The organism is Dactylosporangium fulvum (genome assembly GCF_025137375.1).
Lineage (GTDB): Bacteria > Actinomycetota > Actinomycetes > Mycobacteriales > Micromonosporaceae > Dactylosporangium > Dactylosporangium fulvum.
Genome location: NZ_CP073720.1, coordinates 1372455 through 1394557 on the forward strand (window position 1 = coordinate 1372455; position 22103 = coordinate 1394557).

At 70.8% G+C, this 22103-nt stretch carries 21 protein-coding genes and 1 pseudogene; 11 read left to right on the forward strand and 11 right to left on the reverse strand.

All coding sequences use genetic code 11. From position 1 onward, the window contains the following. Positions 1-34: 34 nt before the first annotated feature. The 4 genes from Dfulv_RS06385 to Dfulv_RS06400 are packed head-to-tail and all read left to right on the forward strand — an operon-like array spanning position 35 to position 3754. Complete coding sequence (locus tag Dfulv_RS06385; RefSeq protein ID WP_259861693.1) at positions 35-1147, forward strand: agmatinase family protein; 1113 nt, start codon at positions 35-37, stop codon at positions 1145-1147. After that, positions 1144-2133, forward strand: coding sequence for an ABC transporter substrate-binding protein (locus Dfulv_RS06390; RefSeq protein ID WP_259861694.1), 990 nt, complete (start codon positions 1144-1146; stop codon positions 2131-2133). Before Dfulv_RS06385 ends, Dfulv_RS06390 begins: the two co-directional genes overlap by 4 nt. Then, positions 2130-2984, forward strand: a complete 855-nt coding sequence (locus Dfulv_RS06395; protein ID WP_259861695.1) for an ABC transporter permease — start codon at positions 2130-2132, stop codon at positions 2982-2984. Before Dfulv_RS06390 ends, Dfulv_RS06395 begins: the two co-directional genes overlap by 4 nt. After that, the gene (locus Dfulv_RS06400; protein WP_259861696.1) at positions 2981-3754 is read left to right on the forward strand and encodes an ABC transporter ATP-binding protein; all 774 of its coding nucleotides are present in this window, start codon (positions 2981-2983) and stop codon (positions 3752-3754) included. Before Dfulv_RS06395 ends, Dfulv_RS06400 begins: the two co-directional genes overlap by 4 nt. A gap of 7 nt (positions 3755-3761) precedes the next feature. Here the strand turns inward: Dfulv_RS06400 and yidD are convergent, their stop codons facing one another. Together yidD and Dfulv_RS06410 are read right to left on the reverse strand one after the other, a co-directional pair. Further along, positions 3762-4193 carry a membrane protein insertion efficiency factor YidD gene (yidD, locus tag Dfulv_RS06405; protein WP_259861697.1) on the reverse strand — a complete coding sequence of 144 codons (432 nt, stop codon included), beginning with the start codon at positions 4191-4193 and terminating at the stop codon, positions 3762-3764. A 234-nt stretch (positions 4194-4427) separates the two neighbouring features. Further along, positions 4428-4841 (reverse strand): hypothetical protein, encoded by a 414-nt coding sequence (locus Dfulv_RS06410; protein ID WP_259861698.1) that lies wholly within the window; start codon positions 4839-4841, stop codon positions 4428-4430. A 335-nt stretch (positions 4842-5176) separates the two neighbouring features. On the opposite strand from Dfulv_RS06410, the gene Dfulv_RS06415 reads away from it, so the two are divergent. Beyond that, positions 5177-5713: a DUF4240 domain-containing protein gene (locus Dfulv_RS06415; protein WP_259861699.1), complete on the forward strand. Its 537-nt coding sequence runs from the start codon at positions 5177-5179 to the stop codon at positions 5711-5713. A 138-nt stretch (positions 5714-5851) separates the two neighbouring features. Here Dfulv_RS06415 and Dfulv_RS06420 read toward each other — a convergent pair whose 3' ends face one another. Beyond that, positions 5852-6529, reverse strand: a complete 678-nt coding sequence (locus Dfulv_RS06420) for a permease prefix domain 1-containing protein (protein WP_259867477.1) — start codon at positions 6527-6529, stop codon at positions 5852-5854. A 158-nt stretch (positions 6530-6687) separates the two neighbouring features. Between Dfulv_RS06420 and Dfulv_RS06425 the strand changes: the two genes are divergently transcribed. Further along, positions 6688-8172 (forward strand): multicopper oxidase family protein, encoded by a 1485-nt coding sequence (locus tag Dfulv_RS06425; protein WP_259861700.1) that lies wholly within the window; start codon positions 6688-6690, stop codon positions 8170-8172. A gap of 174 nt (positions 8173-8346) precedes the next feature. Here Dfulv_RS06425 and Dfulv_RS48520 read toward each other — a convergent pair whose 3' ends face one another. Next, positions 8347-8871, reverse strand: a complete 525-nt coding sequence (locus Dfulv_RS48520) for an FAD-dependent monooxygenase (protein ID WP_319805768.1) — start codon at positions 8869-8871, stop codon at positions 8347-8349. A 90-nt stretch (positions 8872-8961) separates the two neighbouring features. Between Dfulv_RS48520 and Dfulv_RS06435 the strand changes: the two genes are divergently transcribed. Then, on the forward strand, positions 8962-10380 hold the full coding sequence (locus Dfulv_RS06435) for an MFS transporter (RefSeq protein WP_259861701.1): 1419 nt from the start codon (positions 8962-8964) through the stop codon (positions 10378-10380). On the opposite strand, the pseudogene Dfulv_RS48755 reads toward Dfulv_RS06435, so the two are convergent. Continuing rightward, positions 10357-10707: pseudogene (locus tag Dfulv_RS48755) on the reverse strand (DUF2809 domain-containing protein); the annotation flags it as partial. The gene Dfulv_RS06435 and the pseudogene Dfulv_RS48755 sit on opposite strands and share 24 nt — an antisense overlap. Here Dfulv_RS48755 and pepN point away from each other — a divergent pair. From pepN to Dfulv_RS06450, 3 genes are read left to right on the forward strand one after another with little or no spacing between them, the layout of a single operon-like run. After that, positions 10706-13207, forward strand: a complete 2502-nt coding sequence (gene pepN, locus Dfulv_RS06440; protein WP_259861702.1) for an aminopeptidase N — start codon at positions 10706-10708, stop codon at positions 13205-13207. The pseudogene Dfulv_RS48755 and the gene pepN overlap by 2 nt on opposite strands. Before the next feature lie 54 nt (positions 13208-13261). Further along, on the forward strand, positions 13262-13618 hold the full coding sequence (locus Dfulv_RS06445; protein ID WP_259861703.1) for a YciI family protein: 357 nt from the start codon (positions 13262-13264) through the stop codon (positions 13616-13618). 35 nt (positions 13619-13653) lie between these two features. Next, a complete protein-coding gene (locus tag Dfulv_RS06450; protein ID WP_259861704.1) occupies positions 13654-14895 on the forward strand; it encodes an RNA polymerase sigma factor in 1242 nt (413 codons plus the stop codon). Positions 14896-15024: 129 nt separating this feature from the next. Here the strand turns inward: Dfulv_RS06450 and Dfulv_RS06455 are convergent, their stop codons facing one another. The 6 genes from Dfulv_RS06455 to Dfulv_RS06480 all read right to left on the reverse strand — a co-directional run bounded on the left by Dfulv_RS06455 (position 15025) and on the right by Dfulv_RS06480 (position 21097). Then, complete coding sequence (locus Dfulv_RS06455; protein WP_259861705.1) at positions 15025-16236, reverse strand: glycosyl hydrolase; 1212 nt, start codon at positions 16234-16236, stop codon at positions 15025-15027. A 36-nt stretch (positions 16237-16272) separates the two neighbouring features. Then, entirely contained in the window at positions 16273-17088 is an 816-nt protein-coding gene (locus tag Dfulv_RS06460; protein WP_259861706.1) for a carbohydrate ABC transporter permease, read from the reverse strand. Next, complete coding sequence (locus Dfulv_RS06465; protein WP_259861707.1) at positions 17085-17993, reverse strand: carbohydrate ABC transporter permease; 909 nt, start codon at positions 17991-17993, stop codon at positions 17085-17087. The genes Dfulv_RS06460 and Dfulv_RS06465 overlap by 4 nt, the downstream gene beginning before the upstream one ends. Continuing rightward, complete coding sequence (gene ngcE, locus Dfulv_RS06470; RefSeq protein ID WP_259861708.1) at positions 17993-19315, reverse strand: N-acetylglucosamine/diacetylchitobiose ABC transporter substrate-binding protein; 1323 nt, start codon at positions 19313-19315, stop codon at positions 17993-17995. The genes Dfulv_RS06465 and ngcE overlap by 1 nt, the downstream gene beginning before the upstream one ends. A 106-nt stretch (positions 19316-19421) precedes the next feature. After that, on the reverse strand, positions 19422-20144 hold the full coding sequence (locus tag Dfulv_RS06475) for a sugar isomerase domain-containing protein (RefSeq protein WP_406568000.1): 723 nt from the start codon (positions 20142-20144) through the stop codon (positions 19422-19424). 26 nt (positions 20145-20170) lie between these two features. Continuing rightward, the gene (locus Dfulv_RS06480; RefSeq protein ID WP_406567940.1) at positions 20171-21097 is read right to left on the reverse strand and encodes a MurR/RpiR family transcriptional regulator; all 927 of its coding nucleotides are present in this window, start codon (positions 21095-21097) and stop codon (positions 20171-20173) included. Positions 21098-21183: 86 nt separating this feature from the next. Here Dfulv_RS06480 and Dfulv_RS06485 point away from each other — a divergent pair, with 86 nt between their 5' ends. After that, entirely contained in the window at positions 21184-22077 is an 894-nt protein-coding gene (locus Dfulv_RS06485; RefSeq protein WP_259861710.1) for an N-acetylglucosamine kinase, read from the forward strand. Positions 22078-22103 lie beyond the last annotated feature (26 nt).

The window sequence follows — 22103 nt, forward strand, 5'->3', positions numbered from 1 at the left end:
CTGTGGCCGGACAGCCAACCCGAGGGGACTGTCTGTGGGTTTGTTCCACAACCACTACGGACCGGAGGCCCGCTACGCCGTCGAGCGCGAGGCCGAACTGCCCACCACGAAGTGGGAGGAAGAGGTCGCCCGCGGCCTCGAACTCGGCCTGCCCGGCGCGGACTCCATCGTCGACAAGCGGATTCCGACCTTCTCCCGCGGCGAGCTGCCGCACTTCGCCGGGATCAACACCTTCCTGAAGGCGCCCTACCTCGAAGACGTGCGCCGATGCGGCGAATATGACGTGGCGGTACTGGGCGCGCCGTTCGACGGCGGCACGACGTACCGCTCCGGCACCCGGTTCGGACCGCAGGGCATCCGGAAGATCTCGGCCCTCTACGGCCCCTACAGCTTCGAGCTCGGCGTCGACCTGCGGGAGTCCATCACCATCGCGGACCTGGGCGACGTGTTCACCATCCCGGCGAACATCGAGAAGACCTTCGACCAGATCTCCAAGGCCGTCGCCCACGTCTACGAGTCCGGTGCGTTCCCGGTGGTGCTCGGCGGCGACCACTCGATCGGCTACCCCACGGTGCGCGGTGTCGCCCAGCACCTCCAGGGCAACCTCGGCATCATCCACTTCGACCGCCACGTCGACACCCAGGAGACCGACCTCGACGAGCGGATGCACACCACACCGTGGTTCCACGCCACGGACATCCCCAACGTGCCGCCGAAGAACCTCGTGCAGATCGGCATCGGCGGCTGGCAGGCGCCCCGCCCCGGCGTGAAGGTCGGACGCGAGCGCGGTACGACCATCATGACCGTCACCGACTGCGTGGAGATGGGCATCGAGGCCGCCGCCGAGCGCGCCCTGGAGGTCGCGTGGGACGGCGCCGACGCGGTGTGGCTGTCGTTCGACGTCGACTGCCTCGACGCGGCGTTCGTGCCGGGCACCGGCTGGCCCGAGCCCGGCGGCTTCCTGCCTCGCGAGGTCCTGAAGTTCATCCAGCTGATCGCGGAGAAGCCCCTGGCCGGCATCGAGGTCGTGGAGTGCTCGCCGCCGTACGACAACGCGGAGATCACCTCGCTCATCGCGACCCGCGTCATCTGCGACACCCTCGGCTGCCTGGTCCGTGCCGGGCACCTTCCCCGGAGGACTTCATGAAGCGACGTTCGCTCCTGATCGGCGCCGCAGGCGCCGCATTCCTCGCCGCCTGCGGCGCCGAGGACCCGGGCGGCGCGGCCTCGGGTGGCACGGTCACCCTCGGCTTCAGCGCCTGGCCGGGCTGGTTCCCCTGGCAGGTCGCCCAGGAGAAGGGCCTGTTCGCCAAAAACAACGTCACCGTGGAGCTGAAGTACTTCGACAGCTACACCGACAGCCTCAACGCCCTTGGGACCGGCAACCTGACCTGCAACAGCCAGACGCTCAACGACACCCTGTCGTCCGTCTCCGGCGGTTCCAAGCAGACCATCGTGCTGGTCAACGACAACTCCACCGGCAACGACCAGATCATCGCCGCGCCCGGCATCACCACCGTGGCCGACCTCAAGGGCAAGAAGGTCGCCGCCGAGCAGGGCACCGTCGATCACTACCTGTTGCTGCTGGCACTGGAGAAGGCCGGGCTGTCCGAGAAGGACGTCAGCTTCACCCCGCTGCTGACCGACGCCGCGGCGGCCGCGTTCGTGGCCGGGCAGGTCGACGCGGTCGGGGCGTTCGCGCCGTTCACCACCACCGCGCTCGGCCGCTCCGGCAGCACGGCGATCGCCACCTCCAAGGACTTCCCGGGCGCGATCCCCGACACGCTGTCGTTCCAGGCGCAGTTCGTCAAGGACCACCCCGACCAGGTGCAGGCGGTCGTTCAGACCTGGTTCGACACGGTGGCCTGGATCAAGGCCAACCCGGCGGAGGCGGTGAGCATCATGGCGAAGAAAGGCGGCGTGTCCGACGAGGACTACAAGACGTACGACGCCGGCACGACCATCTTCACCATGGAGCAGAACCTGGAGGCATTCGAGCCCGGCTCCGACGCGAAGCACCTCGACTTCCAGGCGAACAAGATCGCCGAGTTCCTGGTGAGCACGAAGCTGGTCGACACCAAGCCCCCGCTGGACGGGCTCTTCGAGCCCAAGTTCGTGAAGGCCGTGCGGTGACTGTGACCGCCGCCAAGCCGTCCACCCGGGCGTCCTGGCGGCCGTTGCCCCGCCGGCGACCGGTCCGGCCGCCGCGGGCGGCGTTCGCCATCCGGGCGCCGCTGCCCGGCCGCACGCGGACCGTGCTCGCCGTGCTGTCGGTGCTGCTGCCGTTGGCCGCCTGGCTGGTGCTCGGCGCGACCGACGCGGTGCCCGCGCGGTTCCTGCCGGCCCCTGACACGGTCTGGCAGGCCGGGCTCGACATGGCGCGGAGCGGGCAGCTGTGGACCGACACCTGGGCGACCGTGCAGCGCATCGTCTACGGCTTCGGCCTCGCGATCCTGGTGTCGGTGCCGCTGGGCGTCACGATGGGCAGCTTCACCGCCGCCAACGCGGTGCTGGAGCCGCTGAGCGGGCTGCTGCGGTATCTGCCCGCGGCCGCGTTCACCCCGCTGCTGCTGATCTGGCTGGGCATCGAGGAGCAGCCGAAGATCGCGCTGATCTTCCTGGGCACCGTGTTCTTCAACATGCTGATGATCGCGGATGTCGTACGTCTGGTGCCGCGCGACTTCCTCGACGTGTCGTACACACTGGGTGCGCGGCGCTGGGAGGTGCTGTGGAAGGTCATCGTGCCCCACTCGCTGCCCGGCATGATCGACGCGGTGCGCGTGAACTTCGCCGCCGCGTGGAACCTCGTTGTCGTCGCCGAGCTGGTGAACAGCGACACCGGTCTCGGCAAACGGATCCTGCTCGCCCAGCGGTTCACGCAGACCGACCGGATCTTCGCCGTCCTCGTGGTCATCGCGGTCGTCGGGGTCCTCACCGACGTGCTGCTGCGGCTGGCCCGGAACCGGATCGGACGGTGGGTGTGAAGCTGACCCTGACGGACGTCGGCCGGACGTTCGGGCCGAAGGTGGCGCTGGAGGGTGTCTCGCTCACCGCCGACGCCGGCCAGTTCCTCTGCGTTGTGGGCGCCAGCGGCTCGGGCAAGTCGACGCTGCTGTCCATCGTCGCCGGCCTGGTGCCGCCGACCACCGGCACGGTGACGCTGGCCGGTGCGCCGGTCACCGGTCCCGGCCCGGAGCGCGGCCTGGTCTGCCAGTCCGGTGCCGTGTATCCGTGGCGGACCGTCGAGCGCAACATCGCCTTCGGGCTGGAACTGCTGGGCCTGTCCCGGGCCGAGCGGAAGGCGCGCGTCGACTGGTACCTCGCGGAAACCGGGCTCGAGCTGTTCCGTCATGCGCTGCCGAAGCAGCTGTCCGGCGGCCAGCGCCAGCGGGTGGCGATCGCGCGGGCGCTGGCGTGCGAGCCCGAGGTGCTCCTGCTGGACGAGCCCTTCGGCGCCCTGGACGTGCAGACCAAGGAGGACATGCAGGTCTTCCTGCGTGACGTCTGGCGGGACACCGGCACGACGGTGCTCATGGTGACCCACGACGTCGAGGAGGCGGTGTTCCTGGGCCAGCGGGTCATCGTGCTGTCCAGCGACCCCGGGCGGGTGGCGGCCGACGTGCTCGTCGACCTGCCGGCCGACCGCGACCTGACGGTGAAGCGGACCACGGAGTTCCTGCGGACGCGGGCGGAGGTGGAGGATCTGGTCCGCACCTACCACCGCCGCCACGCGGGGACCACCCCTTCGCGATGATCACCTTCTAGGGCACGGGGTCGTGCGTGCCCCGCGGTGTCGACGGGTTGCAGCGCTTGATGCGGGCCGCGGTCAGGCGGGAGCCCTCCACCAGGCCGTACCGCTGGACGGCCTGGTGGCCGTAGCTGCTGCACGACGGGATCTGCCGGCAGCGGGTCGGCAGATGAGGGGACAGCCATCGCTGGTATCCCCGGATCGCCGCCATCCCGGCTCGGCCCGGCCCGCTCGCCGACCTCCGCGGCGGGCGGGTCGGCGCCGCCAGCGCCATCATGCCGAGGATCGAGCCCAGCATGAACGGGTTGCAGTCGCAGAAGTCGAAGTCACCGCAGTCGCACGAGTCACGCTTGCGCTTGCGCTTGCGCTGGTGATGCTGGTGCGCCCGGCGCTGCTGGCGGCGGTGCCGCCGGATCGCCAGGAGGTCGCCGAGTCCGATGCCCATGGCGGGATTGTGTGGCCGCCGAGCAGGGGTGATCAAGGACCGGTCGGAAGCCGGACAACAGGAAAACGCACCCGGATGGCCGACTTCGTTCGGGCGGCCGGGAATGTCCGGACAGTCCCGGACGCCCGAACGAAGTCGAACAACCGAGTGCGTCTGCTGCTGTGTGGGGACTCCGGCCGACGGGGCTGAGCCGCCGGCCGGGCCTGAAGCCACACCATGAGCTGCGCGCCGTTCTTACTTGGCCGTCAGCTCGCCCGCGCCGCCGCGGAACTCCGTGGCGTCGACGAACGCGGTGTCGAAGCGCTCGCGCAGCGCGTCGAACTCGCTCCACTCCGACGCCTCCACCGACTGCGAGCCCGAGGCCGCGAAGATGTGGTCGGTCTCGGCGGCCGAGTGGTTGTAGTTGGTGTAGTCCGTCTCCGAGTAGCTGGCGCCGTTGCCGTCGGTCCACTGGACGCTGTGGCCCTGCTGGAAGCTGGTGTTCTCGGCGGCGGCGTGGTCCTGCTCGTAGACGTTGAAGTCCTCGTTGCGGCTGTACTCGCTGCCCGAGGCCTGGTGCAGCTGGTCGAGCTGGCCGTGCTCCTGGCCGGCCGAGTAGTCCGCGTACTCGACCTCGTTGCCGCCTTCGTAGGTCTCGATGTCGCTCATGGTGCGCTCCTTCTGGGAAGTTGTTGGTGTGGCCTTGCGATGGATATGAAGGTACGGTCCGCCGCAGACCCCCGAATCCCAGAAACGTGCCACCCCGTCAGAGCGCTTTCAGAGGCCCCTCAGCGCCTCCGCCGTCGCCGGTCGCCGCTCCCGCCACTCCCTGAGCATCACCCCGACCGGCCGGCTTCGACGTGGTGACGCTGGCCCCGGACGGCCGCATCAACCAGATGTTCGGCTTCCTGGACCGTGTGCCGGCCTGACCGGAGATGTCGCGCGGGCAGGTCGGCACGGCAGACCTGCCCGCGGGGTGCGCCGGGGTGGCAGACTTCGGTGCCGTGGACAGCGAAACTTTCTGGTCGATCATCGACGGTGCCCGGTCCGCCGCGGGCGACCGGGTCACGCCGGGCTTCGCGGAGCGGTTCACCGCCGCCCTGCGCATGCGCCTGGCCACCCTGGACAAGAGCGAACTGCTGGACTTCGACGCCCGCCGCACGGAGCTGCAGGCCCGCGCCAACTCGTCCGCCATGTGGGCGACGGGCCGGGTCGTGGCCCGGTTCGCCGACGCTTTTGTCGACGGCCTGATCGCCCGCGGCCGTGACGTCTACGAGCGGGCGGTCGCCGACCCCGACAGCCTCGCGGACGACCCGGTGATCCGGGCGGTGGCCGCGGGCGGGCTGCCGGCTCATGAGCTGGCCCCGCGCGAGGTCGAGGACCTGGCCGAGGAACTGTACGGCGAGACGGACGACTACCCCATGCTGTTGCGCGCCCGGACGGGCCAGGTGGCCCCGCTGGTCGACGACGACTGGGACGACGAGGACGACTCCGCCGTGCGCAAGCACCTGCCGAAGATCTCCGCCCTGTTCCTGTCCTGAGCGACACCCCCCAGCCGCAGCCCGCGCGCGTTGACCTTGGTCGCTTTCCGTGGTCCAGGCAACGGAAACGACCAAGGTCAACCAGGTGGCCGGGCGGAAGGAGTTGGCAGCGAGGCGAGCCGGGGTGGAGAGCCGAGGTCAGGCCGGGGCGGGGAGGGCTGCGGCGCGGATGCAGCGGAAGCCGGAGTAGACCATCCAGGCCGGCAAGGCGGCGGTGATCGCGGCCGAGGCCATGTCGAGCGGGGTCGCCCCAGGGACGGCAGTGTGCCAGGCCGGGCTGAGCAGCGACAGCACCGCGCCGCCCAGGAGGAAGAAGCCGACCACCGTGATGGCGGCTATGCCCGTCGCGTGAGCGAAGGGGCGGCCCACCACGAGGAAGCGGGTGCCGATGCCGCAGGTCGCCGCGGCCAGCAGGGCGCCGGCGAAGACGACGTAACTGGCGTAGTCCACCGTGTTCGCCAGGATCGTGTAGAAGCGGTCCGGCTGCCAGGACCAGGTTGTCGCCGCCGTGCGCCACGCGATCTCGGAGACGATGGTCTGGGCCGCGACCGCCAGGGCGACCAGCAGCGCGGTGCGGCGGGCCTGCGCCAGGGCGAGCTCACGCTGGTAGTCGGGGGCGAGCTCGTGCACGTCGCCGAACTCGTCCACCGCCAGGCGCTCGGCCTCGGCCCGGTCGAAGCCGTCCTGCTCGTAGTGCTCGGCGGCGTCGAAGAGGCTGTCGCGCGCCTCCCGCACCAGGTCGGCCTTGGCGCCACGGGGACCCCGCAGGGCGCCGCGCAGCGAGGCGACATATGCGTCGATCGGACCACCAACCATCACCACCCGATCAGTATGCCGACCCCGCCGCCTCGATGAGTGGGGGTTGACCCTGACCTTTCCCCGGGTTGTCGGTTCGGGTCTGGCGAGCGGCATCGAGGACAAGAGAGACTACATGTAGCTGCGCTACCTATGAACGAACGAAGAAGGGAACGACCGTGCGTAAGTGGCTCCTGGGCGGCCTCGGCCTGCTGCTTCTGCTCTGCGGAGGCGGGGTCGCCGCGATCACCTGGTCCTTCACCCGGGCCGGGATCGACACGACCGGTAAGGTCGAGTTCGAGCGGGCGCTGCGGATTCCGCCCCTCGCCCAGTCTACTGTGGACAAAGACGGCCGGCGGGTCTTCGAGCTGCGCGCGCAGGCCGGCGAGAGTGACCTGGGGCACGGCGCGACCCGCACGTGGGGCTACAACGGGTCGTATCTCGGGCCGACGCTCCGGGCCGAGCGCGGCGAACAGGTCGTGGTGAACATCCGCAACGGCCTCGGCGAGTCGACCACGGTCCACTGGCACGGCATGCACCTGCCCGCCCAGGCCGACGGCGGCCCGCACCGCCCGATCGTGGCCGGCGGCTCCTTCCAGGCGGCGTGGAAGCTGGACCAGCCGGCGGCGACCCTGTGGTACCACCCCCACCCGGACCAGCGCACGGAGGCGCAGGTCTACCGGGGGCTCGCCGGCATGTTCATCACCGACGACCCGGCCACCGACAGTGCGGCGCTCCCGCACGAGTACGGCGTCGACGACGTGCCCGTGATCGTGCAGGACAAGGACTTCGACGGCAGCCAGCTCAGCATGAGCGGCCGGTTCGGCAGCGACATCGGCGTGCTCGGCGACGAGATCCTCGTCAACGGCACCCCCGGACCGTATCTCGACGTGCCCACCGAGCTGGTCCGGCTGCGCCTGCTCAACGGCTCGACCGCCCGGATCTACAACTTCACGTTCTCCGACGGCCGCCCGTTCGCCCTGGTGGGCACCGACGGTGGGCTGCTCGAGGAGCCGTATCCCATGCGGCAGCTGCGCCTGTCGGTCGGCGAACGCGCCGAGATCGTGGTGGCGATGCAGCCGGGCGAACGGGTCACGCTGCGCAGCGTGAAGCCGCTGCCGGAGTTCGACTTCGGTAACCGGAAGTTCAACGGCGGCGATGACTCGTTCGACGTGCTGCAACTGCGGGCCGCGCCGGCCCTGCGCAAGTCCACCGCGCTGCCGAAGACGCTGGTCGCCACGCCCCGGCTGGACCCGAAGCAGGCGGCGAAGACGCGCGACTTCACGTTCTCCGACCGTGAGATCAACGACGACCGGATGGACATGGAGCGGGTCGACGCCGTGGTCGTCAAGAACACGATCGAGGTGTGGAACGTGCGCAACGGCCACGACACCCCGCACAGCTTCCACATCCACGACGTGCAGTTCCAGGTGCTGACGGTGGACGGCGCCGCACCGCCGCCGCAACTGGGCGGCTGGAAGGACACGATCTTCCTGGAGCCGCGGAAGCGCTACTCGGTCATCGCCCGGTTCTCGGACTACGCCGACCCGACGACCGCCTACATGTTCCACTGCCACGTCCTGAAGCACGAGGACGAGGGCATGATGGGCCAATTCGTGATCGTGGAGAAGGCGGGCGACAAACCGCGGCTGGCGCACGGGTGAGGTAATTCGAGGTGCCGGGCCCCCCGTGGCGGCGCGGGGCCCGGCACGTCTCGCAAGCGTTCCGTCGTCCCCGTGTGCGTCGGCCCTGCGGCGGTGGCAACCCAACGAGAACAGCTTTGTGACGGGCATGACACATCGATCAATGCCCCCGTGTCAAGAGTCAGGTGTCAGGGATCACCGTGGCGCACCGAGGTGTCGGCGCAGCGCGACCGGAAGATCTCCCTCGGTGTCGGTCCAGGCCGTGTGGCCGTCGGGGCGGACCAGGACGCGGGTGCCGGAGGGCGCCGCCAGCAACCGGTCGGCGTAGCCGGACGGTGCCTCCGCCGGGCCGAGCAGCACGTGCCGTCCGGCGCGCAGCAGCTCGTACAACCGCTTGCCGGACGGCAGGGTGACGTCGGGCTGGCGTGGGGCGTCCGGGTAGCCGATGCCGATGCCGGAGACCGTGCCGGCGGCCTTGCGCATGACGGCCGGCACGCGCAGCAGCGCCCCGCCGAGCAGGTCACGCCCGGCCCGGGCGGCCCGTGATCGGAGCATGGCCATCCGGATCAGCCCGCCGCTGCTGCGCAGCACCAGCGCGCCCACCGGGTGCCGCTCGTCGTGGTACGTGTCGAGCAGCCCGTCCGGCGCCCAGCCCTGCGCGACGGCGGCGAGCTTCCAGCCGAGGTTCGCGGCGTCCTGCAGGCCGGTGTTCGTAGGCAAACATCCGAAACGATGTCAACGCTCGTTGAAATAGCGATCAAGGCCACGTCGGGTTGACCTGAAGCCCACTTGAGATGCGACGGTCAGCACGTGCAGAACAGACGTGCCCTCACCGTCGGCATGGTCACGCTCGTCACGTTCGTCGCCTTCGAGGCGGTGGCCGTGACTGCGGCGATGCCGACCGTCGCCCGCGCCCTCGACGGCGTCCCGCTCTACGGGTTCGCGTTCGGCGGGCCGCTCGCCACGAGCCTCATCGCGATGGTGCTCGCGGGAAGCTGGAGCGACCGGCGCGGGCCGGCGCAGCCGACGGCGATCGGCGTGGCCCTGTTCTGTCTCGGACTGCTCATCGCCGGGCTCGCGCCGGACATGTGGACCTTCGTGGCCGGCCGGCTGGTGCAGGGCTTCGGTGGCGGGCTGGTGACCGTCGCGCTCTACGTCGTCGTCGGTCGTGCGTACCCGAACGAGCAGCATCCGCGCGTCTTCTCCGCCCTCGCCGCGGCCTGGGTGCTGCCCGCCGTCGTCGGGCCGGCGGTCGCCGGGCTCATCGTCGAGCACATCGGCTGGCGCTGGGTCTTCCTGCTCGTGGTGATCGCGTCGGTACCGGCGATGCTGCTGATCTGGCCGCAGGTGCGCACGGTCACCGTCCCGCCCGCGGAGCGGACCGTCAACCGGCGCGTCCCGTGGGCGGTCGGCGCCGCCCTGAGCCTCGGGCTGCTGTACTTCGGCGGCCAGCACGTGGACCTCGCCGCGCTGGTCTACCTCGCGGCCGGCCTGGTCGGCGTCGTGGTGTGCGCGCCGCGCCTGCTGCCCAGGGGTACCCTCGCCGCGCGGCGCGGCCTGCCGAGCGTCGTACTCCTGCGCGGCCTGGCCGGCGCCGCGTTCGTGCAGACCGACGTCTTCATCCCGCTCATGCTGACCCGCGAGCGCGGCCTCAGCCCGTCGCTGGCCGGGCTGACCCTCACCGCCGGCGCGCTCTTCTGGTCGGCCGGCTCCTGGGTGCAGGCCCGCCAGGCGCAACGGCTCACCCCGGCGACCCGGCTGCGGATCGGCCTGGCCGCCATCGCGGTCGGTGTGCTGTCGGCCGTCGCGCTCGTCGTGACCACCGCTCCTGTCGCCGTCGTGCTGGTCGGCTGGGCGGTCGGCGGCTTCGGCATGGGCCTCGCGTACCCGACGATGTCCGCGCTGGTGCTGAGCCTGTCCAAGCCGGGCACGCAGGGCGCCAACAGCTCCGCACTGCAGGTCGGTGACGCGCTGCTGACCACTACGGTGCTCGCCGTCGGCGGCTCACTGTTCGCCGCGCTCGTCGACGGGCACGGCCCGGCCGCGTACCTGGCGGCCTACGGCATCGCCTTGGTTCCGGCCCTGCTCGGCGTCTGGGTGGCGGGCCGGACGGCCCAGCCGAAGGTGGGCGAGGAGGAGGGGGAGGACACCCACCGGATACCAGAGGAGGTCGGTGGCGTCGAACGCCACGCCGAGGGCCAGCCGCGCGAGAACGCTGTGCGCGGATAGCCTCGCTGGAACGTCGGTGAGCTGGGCAAACTCCACGAGCCAGCACCAGCCGAGCGCGACGGCGCCGGTGCCGAGCGGCTTCATCCGTGGCCATACGACCAGCAGCCCGGCGTAGACCATGGTCGCGTAGAGGGCCGTGCCGGAACGCTGCTCCAGGGCGTTGTTGCTCTCCAGGTAGCCGCCGCTGAGTGCCCGGATGCCGAACGCGAGGCCAATGGCGGCGACGACGGTCCCGAGCGCAAGCCCTCGAAAGGTCCGTGGCCGGATCGACATTCCCAGGATGGTAGCCAGCGCTCGCCGGCCGCCGCAGGGTAGCGTCTCGATCATGACAGAGCGGTCTGTTCGCAGTCTGACCCGTGCCGAGGCCGAGCGTCGTGCCCGGTTGTTGCGGGTCCGCTCCTACACCGTCGACCTCGATCTCACCGGATCGGCGGAGTACGTCTCCTCGGCCGTCATCGACTTCGCCTGCACCGAGCGGGACGCCGACACCTTCGTGGAGCTCAAGGGCGCGCGACTCGTCAAGGCCGTCCTCAACGGGCAGCCGCTCGACCCCGCGCGGCTCGACGGCAACCGGCTGCCGCTGACCGGCCTGCAAGCCGAGAACCGGCTCGAGGTCGAGGCCGTCGCGTCGTACTCGCACGGGGGCGAGGGCATCCACCGCTTCGTCGACCCGGAGGACGGCAAGGTCTACCTCTACGGGCAGGCGCCGCTCGACGACGCCCAGCGCATCTTCGCCTGCTTCGACCAGCCGGACCTCAAGGCGCCCATCACACTGACGGTGACCGCACCTCCACAGTGGACGGTGCGCGGGAACGCGGCCGGGGCGCAGGTCGCACCCGGGCGGTGGGAGTTCGAGGCCACGCCGCCGCTGTCGACCTACCTCTTCAGCCTCCTCGCCGGCCCCTGGCACGTCCGGGCCGCCGAGCACGACGGGATCCCGCTCGGGCTGCTCTGCCGCCGCTCGCTCGCACCGCATCTCGACGCCGACGCCGAGGAACTGTTCTCGGCCACGGCCGCCGCCTTCGACCGCTACCACGCGCTGTTCGGCGTGCGGTACCCCTTCACGAAGTACGACCAGTCCTTCGTCCCCGAGTTCTCGGGCGGCGCCGTCGAGAACCCGGGCCTGGTCAACTTCCGCGAGGAGTTCCTGTTCCGCACCGTGGCCACCGGCAGCGAACGCCTCCGGCGGTTCGTCGTGATGGCGCACGAACTGGCCCACATGTGGTTCGGCGACCTGGTGACCCTGCGGTGGTGGGACGACATCTGGCTCAACGAGGCGTTCGCCGAATACATGGGCTGGCGGGTCGCCGGGGAGACCGGCCGCCACCCGGCCGCGCTCGCCGACTTCGCGATCTGGCGGGAGCGCTGGGGGCACCTCGCCGACCAGCGGCCGTCGACGCACCCGGTCGCGCCCGACGACGTCACCGACACGGCGCTGGCGATGCTGAACTTCGACGGCATCTCCTACGCCAAGGGCGCCGCCGCGCTGCGCCAACTGTCCGCGCTCATCGGCGACGACGTGTTCCTGACCGGCATCCGCGCGTACTTCGACCGCTTCCGCTTCGCCAACGCCACCCTCGCCGACCTGCTCGCGGTGCTCGGCGAGACGGCCGGCCGGGACCTGACCGGCTGGGCCGAGCTGTGGCTGCGCAGCACCGGCGCCAACACCCTGCGACCCGTGGTGACCCGCGCCGCCGACGGCACGCTCGAGACGCTGGCCGTCGAGCAGTCGGGCCGGCCGGTGCGGCCGCACAGCACAGCGGTCGCCGCCTACGCCTCCGACGGTTCGGTACGGCGTGTGCCGTTCACCATCGACCGTGACACCATCCTGCTGGACGGTTTCGCGGGCTCGCCGACCGGCACCGTGTTGCTGCTCAACGACGGCGACGGGACGTACGCGAAGGTCCGCCTCGACGACGGCAGCCGCGCCGCGCTTCCGGCGGTGCTGCCGGACCTGGACGACGCTCTGGCGCGGGCGGTGATCTGGACGGCGGTCATCGACGCGGTCCGCGACGCCCTCATGCCCCCGGCCGAGTTCCTCGGCCTGCTCGTGGCGGCCCTGCCGGCCGAACGTGAGGAGGGTGTCTTCGACGAGGTGCTCGCGTTCGCCCGGGACGGGCTGGCCCGGCGCGGGCTGATCCCGTTCGCCGCGCTGGCCGAGGTCTGCGCGACCGCGCTCGCGGGTGCCGCACCGGCGAGCGGCCGGCAGCTCACCATGGCCCGCGCCCTGGTGAGCGTCGCCGATGCCGGGGTGCTGCGGTCCTGGCTGGCGGGGCAGGACCTGCCCGACGGGCTCACCGTGGACGGCGGGCTGCGGTGGGCGCTGCTGCTGCGACTGGCCGTCCTCGGCGCGGCCGGCGAGGACGACATCGCCGCCGAGGAACTGCGCGACCCGAGCGCCGCCGGGGCCGAGCGCGCCGCCGCCTGCCGGGCCGCCCTGCCGACGGCGGCGGCGAAGGCGAAGGCGTGGGACGTCCTTGTCGGCGACGAGCGGCCCCGGATCGCGATGGCGACCGCCGCGAACTTCTGGCAGCCGGGCCAGGAGAAGCTCACCGACCCGTACGTCGAGCGCTACTTCGCCGACGTGCCGGCCATCCTCGCCGGACGGTACGCGCTGGCCGGGCTGCAGGTCGTCCGGTTCAGCTTCCCGCAGTACGACACCCGGGCCCTGCCGCTGGCGGACGACATGCTGGCGCGGGCCGACCTCGACTCCTCGCTGCGGCGCGAGCTCGGCGACGGCGCCGACGAGCTCCGCCGCTGGATCCGCCTCGCCGAAAATTCTTCCGGGGCCGTTGTCGAAGCAACGGATCGCCGTTCGACGCGTTGATGAAGGCTGGTGATCCTGCCGGCCACGACGACACAACGTCACAGGGAGACCGATATGCGTTACATGCTGATGCACAAGTTCGACGACAAGAACCCGGCCGCCTGGTCGCCGACCCCCGAGTTCATCGGCCGGATGGGTGCCTTCATCGAGGAGGCGGTGAAGGCCGGGGTGTTCCTCGCCGGCGAAGGGCTGCGGCCGACCTCGGCCGGCGCCGCGAAGATCACCGTCAAGAACGGCAGCACGACCGTCGTCGACGGGCCGTTCGCCGAGGCGAAGGAGGTCATCGCCGGCTTCGCGATCCTCGACGTCCGGGACCTGGCCGAGGCCGTCGAGTGGAGTACCCGGTTCGCCGCCCTCTTCGAGGACACCGAGATCGAGATCGAGGTTCGCCGGGTCTCTGAGTTCGAGTAGCGGTCCGTCCCCCGGCCTGGCGCTATGTTGGGCCGGTGACGGCAACCGACACGAACAAGGCGATCGAGGCGGTCTGGCGGATCGAGGCGGCGCGGGTCATCGCCGGCGTCGCCCGGCTCGTCGGCGACGTCGGGCTGGCGGAGGAGGTCGCGCAGGACGCGCTCGTCGCGGCGCTGGAACAGTGGCCGTCAGAAGGCGTCCCGCGAAACCCCGGGGCGTGGCTGACGACCACCGCCAAGCGGCGAGCCATCGACCAGATCCGCCGTCGGCAGCGGTTCGAGCAGAACCTCCCCGAGCTTGTCCATCCGGAGGAGGCCGACACGTCCGACTTCGACGCGGTCCTCGAAGAGGAGTCCATCGAGGACGACCTCCTGCGGCTCATCTTCACCTCGTGCCACCCGGTGCTGTCGCCGGAGGCGCGGGTCGCACTCACCCTGCGGCTGCTCGGCGGGCTGTCCACCGACGAGATCGCCCGGGCGTTCCTGGTCCCGTCGCCGACGATCGGGCAGCGGATCAGCCGCGCCAAGAAGACCCTGGCCGACGCGCACGTGCCGTTTGAGTTGCCGGTCGGGCAGGACCGCACCGAGCGGCTCGCCTCCGTGCTGGAGGTCATCTACCTGATCTTCAACGAGGGGTACTCGGCGACGGCGGGCGACGACTGGTTGCGCCCCGCCCTGTGCAAGGAGGCGATGCGCCTCGGCCGGGTCCTGGCGAGCCTGACGCCGGCCGAGCCGGAGGTCCACGGCCTCATCGCCCTGCTCGAGATCCAGGCGTCGCGCAGCGCGGCCCGCACCGGCCCGTCCGGCGAGCCGATCGTCCTGCTGGAGCAGGACCGGCGCCGCTGGGACCGGCTGCTGATCAGCCGGGGACTGGTCGCACTGGAGAAGGCCGAGGCGCTCGGCGGCGGGCTCTATACCCTCCAGGCCGCCATCGCAGCCTGTCACGCCCGGGCCCGCACGGCGGAGGAGACCGACTGGGTGATGATGGCCTCGCTCTACCGCCGTCTGGGTGAGGTCTTTTCGTCGCCGATCGTGGAGCTGAACCGCGCCGTGGCGGTGTCCATGGCCGACGGCCCGGCGGCCGGCCTGGCGGTGCTGGATCCGCTGCTGGACGAGCCGGCGCTGCGCAACTACCACCTGCTGCCGTCGGTCCGCGGCGACTTCCTGCTGAAACTCGGCCGCAGGACCGAGGCGAAGGAGGAGTTCGAGCGGGCGGCGTCGATGACGCGAAACGAGCGCGAACGCACGCTGCTGCTCGGTCGCGCCGCCGCCTGCTGACGGAGCCGGCCGCGCGGCGGCCCGTTCCACCCCTGGACCGCGAACCGCCGCGCGTATCGGAGGACACGGGCGGGCCGGCACCGTGGTCCGGTGCCGGCCCTGTCATGAACAGGTCAGATCAACAGCGGGTCAGCAGGCGCCCAGATCTTCCCAGTTCGCGGTCCAACCCGGTTCGGAGCCCTGGGTCCACCACTTGGCCCGCCAGAGGTGCTTGCCCTGGCCGGACGGGGGGCCGTTCGGGTCGCCGTACTTGCTCTTCTCGTGCTTGACCGTCTGGCCGGTGGTGTAGGCCGTGCTGATCGTCCACTCCGGCGCCTGGTTGCAGTTGGTCGCCGGAGGCGTGGACACCGACGGCGACGCCGAGGGTGAACTCGACGGGGACGCCGACGCCGAGCCGGACGGGGTCACGCACGGGCCGGCCGAGTCGACCGTGTCGACGAACGAACTGCCCGCCGAGCGGTACGCGGCGGCCTGGCTGGTCACCTGTGCCGGCGTGAGCACCTGGTTCTTGGCGTGCAGCACCCAGTCGACCTGCTGGATGTATGTGCTGAGGCCGCCCGTGTGGGCCGCCGTGTCGATGAACCACAGGTTCCAGTTGATGGTCATCGTCTGACGCGGGTAGAACTTGCCGGAGTGGTCGCCCATCTGGACGCCGTCGATGTAGTAGATGACGTGGCCGTCGGCGACCGTCACGACCAGGTCGTGCCAGCCGTCGAAGCTCTGCCGCTGCGACGAGTGCACGTTGTCGGCGTACCACGGCTCGTTGCGGTACGTGTACCAGGTCGTCTGGTAGTTGATCGGCCCGGTCTCGCCCCACCCGCCGTTGGGTAGGTACTCGGAGATGTCCAGCTCGCTGTAGGTCGGGTCGAGGTCGCCGTTGAGCGGGGTGATGGTGAAGAAGGTCTCGTTGATGTGGTCACCGTCGTTGCCGCTGACCGGCGTGTCCGTGAAGCGGATCCGGCTCGCGTACGTGCCCTCGAAGTACCGCTTCTGCGCCGAGTACAGCTCGGCGTGGTTGGTGCCGGAGCCCGTGCCGTCGGTCGACGCGGTCAGCTGCATGACCTTCTGGCCGCCGGAGGTCGGGAAGCTGATGCTGTTGGCCGACCAGGTGGCACCGGGCACGCCCGGACCGCCGGAGTAGGTGCGCGGCACCCAGCCGTGGCTGGTGAGCAGGCTGTCGCTCGACGAGCTGTAGTTGAAGTCGTCGAACAGGTAGCCGCAGCTGTTGGGTGCGGCACTGGCGGTGCCGACCGTCGCCGCGGTGATGGCTGCCGCGCCGATCGCGCCGAGGAGCGCGATGCCCGACACCACCGCCAAAGATCGATGTTTGTCGATTTGCATGGGTGGAGTCCTCCTAATGCGAGGGGATGGAGGGAGTTACTTGACCGCGCCGGCGGTCATTCCGGCGCGGATGTGCCGTTGAAACGCGACGTAGGCGATGAGCACCGGCAGCATGGCGATGGTCAAGCCGGCGAACAGTCCGCTCCAGTCGCTGCGATAGCCCTGGCTGACCGACAGGGCGGCCAAACCCTGCGCCAGGACGTACCGGTCCGGGTCGGGGTTGAGAACCAGCGGCAGGAGGTACTGGTTCCAGAGCCCGAGGAAGTTGAAGATGCCGACGGCCACCAGGCCGGGGCGGGCCATCGGAAGCATGACGCGGAAGAACACCGCGCCGTGCGAGCAGCCGTCGAGGAACGCCGCCTCGGCCACTTCGCCGGGCAGCGTGCGGAAGAACGAGTGCAGGAAGAACACCGTGAACGGCACCGCGTAGGCGGCGTACACCAGGATCAGCCCGGGATAGGTGCCGAGCAGGCCGAGCTGCTGCACGACGAAGAACAGCGGCACCAGCGCGAGGAACACCGGGAAGAACATGGCGGCGACGAACGTGTAGTAGATCAGCCGGTTGCCCCGGAACTCGTACCTCGCCAGCGCATACGCCACCAGGGCGCCGAGCAGCATGGTGAGCAGCAGCGCGCCGCCCACGACGATCAGGCTGTTGAGGAAGTACCGGCCGATGCTGGCCTGGCCCCACGCGCGCGACCAGTTGTCGAAGTGCGGTGTCGCCGGCAGCGACCAGGGGTCGGTCAGGATCTCCTGGTCGGTCTTGAACGAGCTCAGCACGGCCCACAACAACGGCAGCGCGGTGACGACACCCCAGGCGAGCATCGCGAGATGGGGCAGGACCTTCCTCATGCCAGCTCCACCCGTTCCTTGCGCCCGGCCCGCAGCGCCAGCAGGGCCAGGGTCAGCGTCGCGAAGAACAGCGCGACGCCCATCGCCGAGGCGTAGCCGAACTTGCCGTACGTGAAGGCGTTGCGGTACAGCGACAGCCCGATCACCTCGGTCGCGCCGTCCGGGCCGCCGGGCCCGACGGACATGACCTGCACGACCGCGAAGCCGTCGAGGGCGGCGATCCCGAGGTACACGAACGCCACCTGCACGGTGTCGCGCACCAGTGGCAGGGTGACCGACCGGAACGTGGCCCAGCCGCTCGCGCCGTCGAGCAGTGCCGCCTCGAACAGCTCCTTCGGGATCGCGTCGATGGCGGCGCTGAACAGCACCATGTAGAAGCCCACCGACGACCAGATCAGCACCGCCATCACCGCCGGCAGCGCGAGCGCCGGCTCGGCCAGCCAACTGCGGGTCAGCCCGTCGAGGCCGACCGCCCGCAGTGCCCCGTTGAGCAGGCCGTTGGTCGGGTTGTAGACGAACTGCCACAGCACCGCGACGACCACCAGCGACAGCAGCTGGGGGAAGAAGTACACGATCTGGTAGCCGCCCGCGCCGGCGATCCCGCGCCGGCCGTCCCGCCCGCCGAGGTGCAGCATGCTCGCCAGGAACAGGCCCAGGGCGATCGTCACCAGCGGTACCGCGGCGAGCATCACGGCGTTGTTGCGCACCGCGTCGAGGAACAACGAGTCGCCGCCGAGGCGGGCGTAGTTGCCCGCCCCGACGAACCGCGCCTCGCCGGCCACCCCGGTCCAGTCGGTCAGCGACAGGTAGAACGCCTGCCCGTACGGCGACAGCACGAAGACGACGTGCAGCACCAGTGCGGGCAGCAGCGCACCGACGAGGAACCGGAGCCGACCGTGCTTCATCAGCGGGTGTACTTCTTGACGCTGGAATCCTTCGCCAGGGCGTCCGCGGCCTTCTGGATGCGGTCCGCCCACTCGGCCGCGGTGGCGCGCTTGTTCACCAACTCGCCGGTGGCGTCGTCGACGGCCTTGGCCAGCGGCGCGTACCAGGTGCGGAAGCGGTAGGTGAACGCCTCCTTCCCGGCCGCCGTCACCGCGTCGCGGACCGAGCCCAGGCCGCTCGACAACGTCAGCCCGTCGGTGGCGCCGGCGACCGCGGGCAGTGTGCCGACGCTCTCGGCGAAGCCGCGCGCGGACTGCTTCGAGAACAGGATGCGCAGGTACTCCATGCCGCCGGCGACGTTCTTCGCCTTCGCCGGCACCAGGAACGACTCGCTGCTGGCCGCCTGGACGGCGCCGCCGCCCATCTTGTCGCCGCCGGTGCGGGCCGGCACGGCACCCATCACCATGTCGAATCCCTTGGGCGCGACGTCCTTCTGCTCGCTCTCCAGCCACGAGCCGCAGGGGATGAACGCGGCCTTGCCCTGGCACCAGGCGGCCTGTGACTCGGTGTGCGACAGCGCCTCCGAACCGGCCATGATGTAGCCCTTGCCGGCCAGTTCGGCGAACGCCTCGGCCGCGCTCTTGAGGCCGTCGGCCTTCCAGGCGTTGGGCTCCAGGTTGTCGACCGCCTTGACGAGGTCCGTCCCGCCGGTCTTGGCGGCCATGGTGAGCAGCGGGTCGTTGATGTACTCCGGGTATTTGCCCTGGTAGGTCCACGGCGCGATGCCGGCCGCCTTGATGGTGGCGCACAGGGCGAGCATCTCGTCCCACGTCTTCGGATACGTCCAGCCCTTGCTCGCGAAGAGCGGCTTGGAGTACCACAGCCCCCAGACGGTGTAGGTGAAGTTGAGCGTCAGGACGGCCTTGTCGAACGTGCCGTCCTCGACCACACCCGGCAGCAGCGTGTCGCGCACCTTGGTGTTCGCGTCGTCGAACGACGGCGCGTCGAGCAGTTCGGCGAGGTCGGTGAGCTGCTTGGCGCCGACCAGCGTCGCCAGGTCGAGCCGCCCGGCGCCGGTGTTGTCGACCACGTCCGGCGGGGTGTTGGCGACGAACCGTGGCTGCAACGCCTCGCCGACCTTCTGGATGCCCTTGTGGTCGATCGTCGCCTTCGGGTACTTCTGCTTGTAGAGGTCCTCGGCCTTCTTGGCGTAGTCGTCGCCGTAGCCGCCCTTGAAGATGACGACTTCGAGCGGCGCGTCCTCCTTGACGCCCAACGGGTTCTGCGCGCTCTTGGCGCCGGTGTTCGCGGCCGGCTTGTCGTCGCCGCCACCGCTCGTCACACAGGCACTCAGCAGGGGCGTCGCCGCGAGCGCTTTGAGAATGCTCCGGCGTCTGGGGTAGGTTCGAACGGAGGGTGAGGGGTTCATAAGGGTGGCCTTCTCTCCTTTATGCGGTACGCCGGATGCGCCCGGCGTACCGCGCTTCGAGTGCTGCGTTGTGCTCTCGCCCACCTGGCACGTTGTCGGACAGGTAGACCGGTGGCGCGACCCCCGCGGCCAGCAGACGCGCCACGACTTCCGTGACGATCTGCTGGGCCAGCAGAGCCGCCGTGATCGAGGAGACGGCGCCGACGGCACCGCCACCCGGCAGGGGCAGCGACGCGTCGCCGTAGGGTGCGCCGTTGTCCAGCACCACGTCGGCGAGGTCGCCGAGCTTGAGCCCGCTCTCGTGGCGCGAATCGACCCGGGACGAGTGCTCCAGCGAGGTGATCGCGATGAGCGCGTGACCGCGCTGCTTCACCAGGTGGGCCATCTCGACCACGGCGCCGTTGACGCCGGAGTTGGAGGCGATGACAAACGTGTCGTCGGGCTTGATCGGGGCGAGGTCGTAGAGCCGGTGCGCGACGCTCGGCGTGCGCTCCAGCTGCGGGTCGGCGAGGGCGCTCATCGGCTCCCCGCCGTAGAGGACGATGTCGCGCAGCGCGATCCGGTTCGTGGGCACCAGGCCGCCCGCCCGGCCGGCGATCTCCATGGCGAGCGCCTCGGAGTGCCCGCAGCCGAACGCCTGGATCACCCCGCCCGCCTGGATCGTCGCGGTCAGCAGATCGGCGGCGTGCGCCACCCGATCGTCCTGGGTGGTGCCCACGCGCTCGATCGCGGCGCGGATCACCTCGGCGTAGTCGGCACTTCTGATGGTCACAGCGGCTTTTCCCTCCGTGGTCGCTTGCGGTTGTTGGTCGTGTCGGGCACCCGGTGCGCGTCGACGGCGCGCACGGTCAGCTCGAGGGCCTCGGCGGTGCGCTCATAGGTGCGCTGCGCCACCGCGACGTAGATGAGGTCCAGGACCAGCAGTTGCGAGTGCAGCGCGGAGAGGGCCGCGACCCGGAAGGTGGTCTCGTGGACCGACGTGGTGAACACGACGTCGGCCACCTCGGCCAGCGGTGAACGCCCGAACGACGTCACCGCCACCGTCAGTGCCCCGTGGTCGGCGGCCTCCGCGAGGGTCTCGATCACCTCGCGGGTCCGGCCGGAGTGCGACAGCCCGATCGCGATGTCGCCGGGCCCGAGCAGCGCCGCGTTGGTGAGCGCCGTGTGGGAGTCCGACCGGTACCACACCGGGACCCGGATGCGCTCGAGCCGGAACGCCATCTCTCGCCCGGCCGTGCCGCTGGAGCCGAGCCCGAAGATCTCGACCCGCCCGGCGTCGGCGATCGCGGCGGCGACCCGCTCGACCGCCGCGACGTCGAGCCCGGCCGCGGTCGCCTGGATCGCCCGGGTGTCGGCCGCGGTGATCACCCCGAGCACCCCGTCGAGCGGGTCGTCGGGCGCGATGTCGCCGCTGATGTCGGTCTCCCAGCGCGCCTGCTCGGCCCGCCCGGTCTCGGTCGCGATGGCGACCCGCAGGTTCGCGTAACCCTTGAAGCCGAGCGTCCGGCTGAACCGCGTGACCGTAGCGGTCGACGTGCCCGACCGCTCGGCGAGATCGACGATGCTGGCATGCGCTGCGGTCTCCGGATCGCTGAGGATCGTCTCGGCGATGCGGGCCAGCGCCTCCGGCATGGTCGGCCCCTCGATGCGGAGCCGCCCGAGCAGCCCGCCACTCTCACCCGTCACTACGGTCATCCTTTTCATCGACTCGCTATGGCGATGAAAATTACGACCACTTCAACTTCTAGTCAACAAGAACTTTCTATGCTTCGATCATCGCCATGGCACACGTGTTGGGGGTGGATGCCGGCGGCACCGCATCAAAAGCCGTGGTCACCGACCTGTCGGGGGTTGTCCTCGGCCGTGGTGCGGCCGGCCCGGGCAATCCCTCGGCCGTGGGCACGGCGGCCGTGACCGCCATCGGGTCGGCGGTCCGGTCGGCGTTGGGCGCCCTCGCTCCAGGTTCAGTGGTCGCGGGCGTCGCTGGGGTTGCCGGGGTCAGCGCGCTCGCTGACCCCGGCATCACCGCCGCGTTCGCCGCGCAGTGGGCGGCGCTCGGCCTGACGTGCGACATCGCGGTGGTCGGTGACGCGGTGACGGCGTTCGCGGCCGGCGGCCCGTGGTCCACGGGTGCGGTCCTGGTCAGCGGCACAGGCGCGGTCGCGGCCCTGGTCGACGCGGTGCGCATCGTCCGCACCGCCGACGGCCTGGGCTGGCTGCTCGGCGACGAGGGCTCGGGCATGTGGCTGGGCCTGCAGGCGGTCCGCGCGACGGCACGGCACTGGTCCGCGGGTGGGCTGGCAGCCAAGATCGCGGCACATGCCGGTGTCGCCTCGGCCGACGACCTGGTCCACTGGGCGGGCCGCCTGCCGTTCGCCTCGTTCGCGGCCCTGGCGCCCGTGGTCTGCGAGCAGGCCGACGCCGGCGACCCGGTCGCCGCCCGGATCGTCGACGAGGCGGTGCACCGGCTGCTCGTCACGCTGGACGAGCTGGAAGCGCCGGACAACCCGGTCGTCCTGGCGGGCGGCCTGCTCACCAACAACACCCCGGTCCGGCGCGGCGTGCTGGACCTCCTCGCCGCCCGGGGCGCCGAGGTCGGCACCGCGGCCGACCCGGCGCTCGGCGCCGCCCGCCTGGCGGCCTCCGCACGATCCCGTTTCCCGGCAGGCTCGTGACCGGCCGGTCCGCTGCGCCGGACCCG